The organism is Parvimonas sp. M20 (assembly GCF_035282425.1).
Lineage (GTDB): Bacteria > Bacillota > Clostridia > Tissierellales > Peptoniphilaceae > Parvimonas.
In genome coordinates this window covers 1-1,745 of record NZ_JAYKBQ010000034.1, presented here as the reverse complement: position 1 = coordinate 1,745, position 1,745 = coordinate 1, and the positions used below count along the sequence as shown (strand labels likewise).

The 1,745-nt window shown below is 26.9% G+C and carries 4 protein-coding genes; all 4 read right to left on the bottom strand.

Annotation, left to right across the window (positions count from 1 at the left end):
* Nucleotides 1-447, bottom strand: a 447-nt coding sequence (locus tag VJI93_RS08170; RefSeq protein ID WP_324000424.1) for a hypothetical protein, incomplete at its 3' end; no start/stop codon positions are given.
* 3 nt (nucleotides 448-450) lie between these two features.
* Nucleotides 451-837, bottom strand: coding sequence for a hypothetical protein (locus VJI93_RS08165; RefSeq protein ID WP_324000425.1), 387 nt, complete (start codon nucleotides 835-837; stop codon nucleotides 451-453).
* 237 nt (nucleotides 838-1,074) lie between these two features.
* Nucleotides 1,075-1,290, bottom strand: coding sequence for a hypothetical protein (locus VJI93_RS08160; protein WP_324000426.1), 216 nt, complete (start codon nucleotides 1,288-1,290; stop codon nucleotides 1,075-1,077).
* A 166-nt stretch (nucleotides 1,291-1,456) separates the two neighbouring features.
* Nucleotides 1,457-1,745 (bottom strand): hypothetical protein (locus tag VJI93_RS08155; protein WP_324000427.1); only part of this gene is annotated, 289 nt, incomplete at its 5' end.

The following is a 1,745-nucleotide window of genomic DNA, read 5'->3' as shown; positions in this document are numbered from 1 at the left end:
TGATTCACCTAACGAATGACCCGTTGTAGTTATTATAGAATCTGGATATTCTGCTTTTATCTTATCTGCAAATTCTAGTGCAGTCTTTGATTGAGCATCATGGATTTCACTATATCTGCCCGAACCAAAACTTGTATTCAGTGTTTCTGTATTTCCAAATCCTATCATTTGAGCATCTGCTTCAATATCATTCCATTCATCAGTTCCTGCATAAGCAATTACAATATGTTTTGTATCCACTTTTCCATTTTTTATTGGAGCAACTGCCATTGCTTGCATTCCATTTTCATGGTCTAGTACTTCTAAGACTTTGAAATTTTTATTAAATGATTTTACCATTTCTCCTTTTTCTAAGGGAGAATCAATTCCTTTTTTGGATTTTCTAACATTATATACTCCATGTGAAATCCATCTATAATCTAAATCTGTAATATTTGTATCACTCATAATCTAATCCTCAAAATATTCTATATTTGCTTCTAATTTATTATTATTTTTTGGTGGTTTTATATCTTTAAAGTCTTCGCCTTTATAGCTAACAAGACCTATTTCTTTTCTTTCGTAAATTTCTGAAATAGTAACATAATATTTTCCATTTACTAAAATTGAACAATCCCATATACCTGTCATATGATTTTTTCTGTAACTTGTAATTTTTATTTCTTTTATTTCTTCACCATTTGTTAATTCGAAATTATTTATCAAATATAGGGCAAGTCTTTCTTGTCTTTCTCTAAATTCTTCCTTGTGTTTTGCTCTGTTTCCATTTAAACTAAAAGCCATAAAAACACCTCCTATTAAAATTATAACTAAGCCTATAATATATATCTTTTTCATTTTATATCTCCCTATTTCAAAATAAATCTAAAATACATCTATAATTATTATATCATAGATAAACTAATCCTCAAAATATTCTATCTTTGCTTCTAATTTTGTATTGTTTTTTGGTGGTTTTATTTCTTTAAATTCTTTACCTTGATATCCAACAATACCAATTTTTAAGGTTTCATAATCATCTAAAGTGAATGAAATTTTGGATTTGCCATTTATTAAAAGAGTACAACGCCAATATCAAGTCATATAATCTTTTCTTAAACCTAAAACTTTTATTTCTTTAATTTCTTCGCCATTTGTTAATTCATAATTATTTACAAAATATAGGGCGATTTTTTCTTGTTTTTCTCTAAATTCTTCTTTATATTTAGCCCAATCTTTATTTATGCGAAACGCCATAAAAACACTAAATATTAAAATTACAATCAACCCAAAAATATATCTTTTTTTCATTTTATACCTTCCTAGCATTAAATTATATTAATATTAAAAATCTTTTTATACTCCAGTTTTTTATCAATTTTAACTAAAAGCTGACCATAATAGTCAGCTCCTAGTTAAATTAATTCTGATAAATTATTCATATTAAACTCGTCTAGTAAGTCTTTTAATCCTGTTTTTATTTCATCTCTTTCATCCATAAATCATAATCCCTTTTTAGATGTGCATCATTTGCCAACATTTCTTCAATGGTTTTATTTACCTTTTCATATAACTCTATAAAATTTTCATTTATTTCTTTCGCTTTGTCTACTTTTGGATCAAATTCTTTTTTTATTCTTTCTACTGTAGTATTATAGGTTACTCCACCTTCCATATAAGCATCCCTTACTTCTTGTGGTGTTAAATGAAATCCAGGTGGGACTTCTAATGTACTATCCCATATTTTTTCGGCTTCTAAAACCGCT